Genomic DNA, 4,243 nt, shown 5'->3' on the forward strand with positions numbered 1-4,243 from the left:
CAGGAGGTCCTTCGCGATGTCGGGCAGGAGGCCCATTGCGACGAACTCGGTGCAGCCGATGCCGAAGCCGCCGAGGGCGAGGGCCAGCAGCGCGAAACGGATACGGGCCGGCGACAACGTCGTCGGCCCGTCATGGAAGTGGGTCACCCATTGATTCTCGCACGGATCGAATCGATTCGATACCCGGCAACCGGGCGGTCGGGCTCAGGCGCTCACGACTCGTCGAGCGCCCGCTCGAGCCGTTCGACCTTCGCGTCGATCTCGCCGGTGCGGCCGGGGCGGATGTCGGCCTTGAGCACGAGCGAGACGCGCGGGCCGAACGCGCCGACGGCTTCGGTCGCGCGACGGATGACGTCGAAGACCTCGTCCCACTCCCCCTCGAGCTCGGTGAACATCGAGGTCGTGCGGTTGGGCAGCCCGGACTCGCGCACGATCCTGACGGCCGCCGCGACCGCGTCGTGGACGGACCCCTCGGGCCCCTCCGTTCCGCCGCTCGGGGCGACGGAGAATGCGACCAGCATGATTCCTCCTCCGGTTCAGGCGGCCGGTGCGGGCTCGCGCCGATCCCAGGTGGTTCCAGCCTGCCACAGCGCGCGGATGCCCCACACGAGCAGTGCCGCCATCAGCAGCACCTTCACCGTCAGCACCAGGACGAACCCCGGATGTGCGGCGAGCAGCCAGCCGTACCAGTAGGGGTAGATGACCTGCGTGAGCAGGGCGATGCCGGCCGCGAGCGCGGCAGGCACCAGGAATCGCCGCGGCCGCAGCACGAGCCCCAGCACGACGGGCGCGGCGAGCCACGTGATGAACTGCGGCGACCCCACCTTGTTCGCGAGCAGCAGCACCACGACGAACGACAGCGCGAGCGGCGGGAACACGCGTCCGAACGCGGCGCCGCGGCGCACCGCGCGGATGCCCAGGAGCAGCACGACGGCCACGCCCACGGCCATCAGCGGCGTCGTGAGGGCGGCCGCGGCATCCGCGCCCGGACCCGAGATCTGGAAGGTGAGGATGTCGCGGTCGTACACGACCTCGACGTTCTTCGACCCCGCCACGATCTGCCACAGCCAGGCGACGGCGAGCGGCGCCTCGACCTGGAGTCCGCGCCCGGCCTGCTCGGCGACGAAGCCCAGCGCGTTGAGCCCCGACCCGGCCAAGAGGCTCACCCCGAGGATCCCGGCGCTCAGGGCGACCGCGACCGTTCCGACGTCCCACCGCTTGCGCGAGGCGACGACGAGCGCGACGAGGAGCGCGGCCGGCCACACCTTCACCCACGCGCCGATGGTGAGCAGGGCCGCCGCGACGCGCGGCCGTCCGGCCGCCCACAGCAGGCCCGTCAGCGCCAGGGGAACCGTGATCGCGTCGATGCGGCCCATCGCGATGGGGCCGAGGAGCAGGAGGAATCCGGTCCACCACCACGCCGCGATGCGGCGGGTGCGCGACAGTCTGCGCGTGCCGAGCAGCACCGAGAACGCCGCGGCGTCGAGGAGCACGACCATCGCCAGCCACGTCTGCCCGTACCATTCGGACCCGAACGCGAGGGACAGCGTCATGGGTGCGAAGGCGAGGATCGGGTACACCCAGGGAGCGTCGATGCCCATGCGCACGATGCCGTCGGCGGCGAGGTCGGCCCAGCGGTGGTACACGCCCGTGACGTCGTACAGGGGGCCGCCCTGGGCCCACAGGTTGAGGCCGGCGAGCAGCGCGTGCACGAGCAGGAACGCGATCCAGAGCGCGGCACGGCCGGAGAGGAACCGTCGGACCCGGCTGCGGCGGCGCGTGGGCGCGGCGCGCACCTCCCCGACGGTCATGGCGACGAGCCTAGCGGAGCGTCACAGTGCGCCACGTGTGCGCCACGGGTCGCCGGAATTGGGATGATCGAGGTCCACCCCCACGGAGGACCACATGAGCCGACGCCCCCTCGCCGCCCTCGCCGTCGCGGCATCCGCCAGCCTGCTGCTCGCCGCCTGCGCCAGTGGAGGCGGCGGCGCGACCGAGGCCTCGGGCGACTACGTCACCGAGGGCAAGTTCACCATCGGCACCGGCGAGCCGGCGTACTACCCGTGGGTGCAGGACGACGCGCCCGAGTCGGGCCAGGGCTTCGAGGCGGCGGTCGCGTACGCGGTCGCCGAGGAGCTCGGCTTCGCGAAGGACGACGTCGTCTGGGTCCGCACCACGTTCGACCAGGCCATCGCGCCGGGGCCGAAGGACTTCGACGTCAACCTCCAGCAGTTCTCGATCACGCCCGAGCGCGCGGAGTCCGTCGACTTCTCGTCGCCGTACTACGAGACGACGCAGGTGGTCATCACCGTCGAGGACTCCCCCGCGGCGGCCGCCACCTCGATCGCCGACCTGCAGGGCCTGCTCATCGGCGCCCAGACCGGCACGACGAGCCTCGACGCGGTCGAGCAGGTCATCGCACCGACCGCCGGCGCACAGGTKTTCAACACCAACGACGACGCCAAGCTCGCCCTGCAGAACGGCCAGGTCGACGCCATCGTCGTCGACCTGCCGACGGCCTTCTACCTGACGGGCGTCGAGCTCGAGGGCGGCACGATCGTCGGGCAGCTGCCCGCGACGACCGGCGGCGACGAGTTCGGCTTCGTCCTCGAGAAGGACTCCCCGCTCACCGCCGACGTCACCGCGGCGGTCGACGCACTCCGCGCCGACGGCACGCTCGACGAGCTCGCCGCCGAATGGCTCGGCGGCGACGACGCAGCCCCCGAGCTCGAATGACGGATGCCGCGGCATCCGCGGTCGACGCCTCGTGGCAGCCGAGCGAGCTCGAGCTCGGACGACGCACGTTCCGCCGCCGCCAGACGCGCCGATCGATCCTGGTCGGCGTCGTCTCGACGGTCGTGCTCGCCGTCGCACTCGTGCTCACCCTCGCCGGATCGCCCGGGTGGGCGCGCGTGCAGGAGACGTTCTTCGATCCGCAGGTCGCCCTCGCGTCGCTGCCGCGCATCCTCGAGGGACTCTGGCTCAACATCCAGGTGCTCGTGGTCGCGAGTGCCGGCGTGCTGGTCGTCGCGCTGCTGCTGGCCACGCTGCGCACCCTCCGCGGCCCGGTGTTCTTCCCGGTGCGCGCGCTCGCGGCGGGGTACACCGACCTCTTCCGCGGCATGCCGCTCATCATCGTGCTGTACCTCGTCGGCTACGGCGTGCCGGGCCTCGACTTCTTCCAGCGCATGCCGGCCGCGTTCTGGGGCACGATCGCGCTCATCCTCACCTACTCGGCCTACGTCGCCGAGGTGTTCCGCGCGGGCATCGAGTCGGTGCATCCGTCGCAGCGCCTCGCGGCGAGGTCGCTGGGACTGAGCCACGCCCAGGCCATGCGTCGCGTGGTGCTGCCGCAGGCGGTGCGACGCGTCACTCCCGCGCTCATGAACGACTTCGTGGCGATGCAGAAGGACGTGGGCCTCATCTCGGTGCTCGGCGCGGTCGACGCGGTGCGCGCCGCGCAGATCGAGACCGCGCACTACTTCAACTTCACGCCGTACGTCGTGGCCGGCCTCCTGTTCGTGCTGCTCGCGTGGCCGACGATCCGGCTGACCGACTGGCTCAGCGCCCGCATGCGGACGCGTGAGCAGGCCGGGAGCGTGTTGTGACGACGCCGGTCCTGCGCCTGCGTGGCATCCGTCGCGCCTACGGCGACCGCGTCGTGCTCCGGGGCATCGACCTCGACGTCGCCGCCCACGAGGTGGTCGCCCTCGTCGGCGCCAGCGGATCCGGCAAGTCGACGCTGCTCCGCACGATCAACCTCACGGAGCCCATCGACGACGGCGTCGTGCTCCTCGATGGCGATGACGTGAGCGACCCGGGGGTCGACGCCGACCGCGTGCGCGCACGCATCGGCGTGGTTTTCCAGCACTACAACCTGTTCCCCCACCTCAGCGTGCTCGACAACGTCACGCTCGCCTCGCGCCTGGTGCACCGGATGCCGCGGGCCGCGGCCGAGGCGCGGGCGCTCGAGCTGCTCGCCGCCATCGGGCTCGGGGAGCTGGCGCGCGCCTACCCCGACCGCCTCTCGGGCGGGCAGCAGCAGCGCGTCGCGATCGTGCGGGCCATCGCGACGTCGCCGCAGCTCCTGCTCCTCGACGAGGTCACGAGCGCCCTCGATCCCGAGCTCGTCGGCGAGGTGCTCGCGCTCGTCCGCTCGCTCGCCGAGTCGGGCACGACGATCGTGATGGCGACCCACGAGATGGCGTTCGCACGCGACGTGGCCGACCGCGTGGTGTTCCTC

At 72.0% G+C, this 4,243-nt stretch carries 5 protein-coding genes and 1 pseudogene; 3 read left to right on the forward strand and 3 right to left on the reverse strand.

Translation table 11 applies throughout. The features are described 5' to 3' along the window. From AC1DY2_RS16335 to AC1DY2_RS16345, 3 genes and pseudogenes are all read right to left on the reverse strand, one after another. Positions 1-147: pseudogene (locus AC1DY2_RS16335) on the reverse strand (MFS transporter); the annotation flags it as partial. A gap of 65 nt (positions 148-212) precedes the next feature. Then, positions 213-521: a thiamine-binding protein gene (locus tag AC1DY2_RS16340; RefSeq protein ID WP_309973092.1), complete on the reverse strand. Its 309-nt coding sequence runs from the start codon at positions 519-521 to the stop codon at positions 213-215. A gap of 15 nt (positions 522-536) precedes the next feature. Next, positions 537-1,811, reverse strand: coding sequence for a glycosyltransferase 87 family protein (locus AC1DY2_RS16345; RefSeq protein WP_476763374.1), 1,275 nt, complete (start codon positions 1,809-1,811; stop codon positions 537-539). Between the two features lie 94 nt (positions 1,812-1,905). On the opposite strand from AC1DY2_RS16345, the gene AC1DY2_RS16350 reads away from it, so the two are divergent. The 3 genes from AC1DY2_RS16350 to AC1DY2_RS16360 all read left to right on the forward strand — a co-directional run. Then, a complete protein-coding gene (locus AC1DY2_RS16350; RefSeq protein WP_476763375.1) occupies positions 1,906-2,736 on the forward strand; it encodes an ABC transporter substrate-binding protein in 831 nt (276 codons plus the stop codon). Beyond that, positions 2,733-3,608: an amino acid ABC transporter permease gene (locus AC1DY2_RS16355; RefSeq protein WP_476763376.1), complete on the forward strand. Its 876-nt coding sequence runs from the start codon at positions 2,733-2,735 to the stop codon at positions 3,606-3,608. Before AC1DY2_RS16350 ends, AC1DY2_RS16355 begins: the two co-directional genes overlap by 4 nt. Further along, on the forward strand, positions 3,605-4,243 hold a 639-nt coding region (locus AC1DY2_RS16360; RefSeq protein ID WP_476763377.1), incomplete at its 3' end, for an amino acid ABC transporter ATP-binding protein. The genes AC1DY2_RS16355 and AC1DY2_RS16360, both read left to right, overlap by 4 nt.

It is taken from the genome of Agromyces sp. P1_H4 (genome assembly GCF_056405255.1).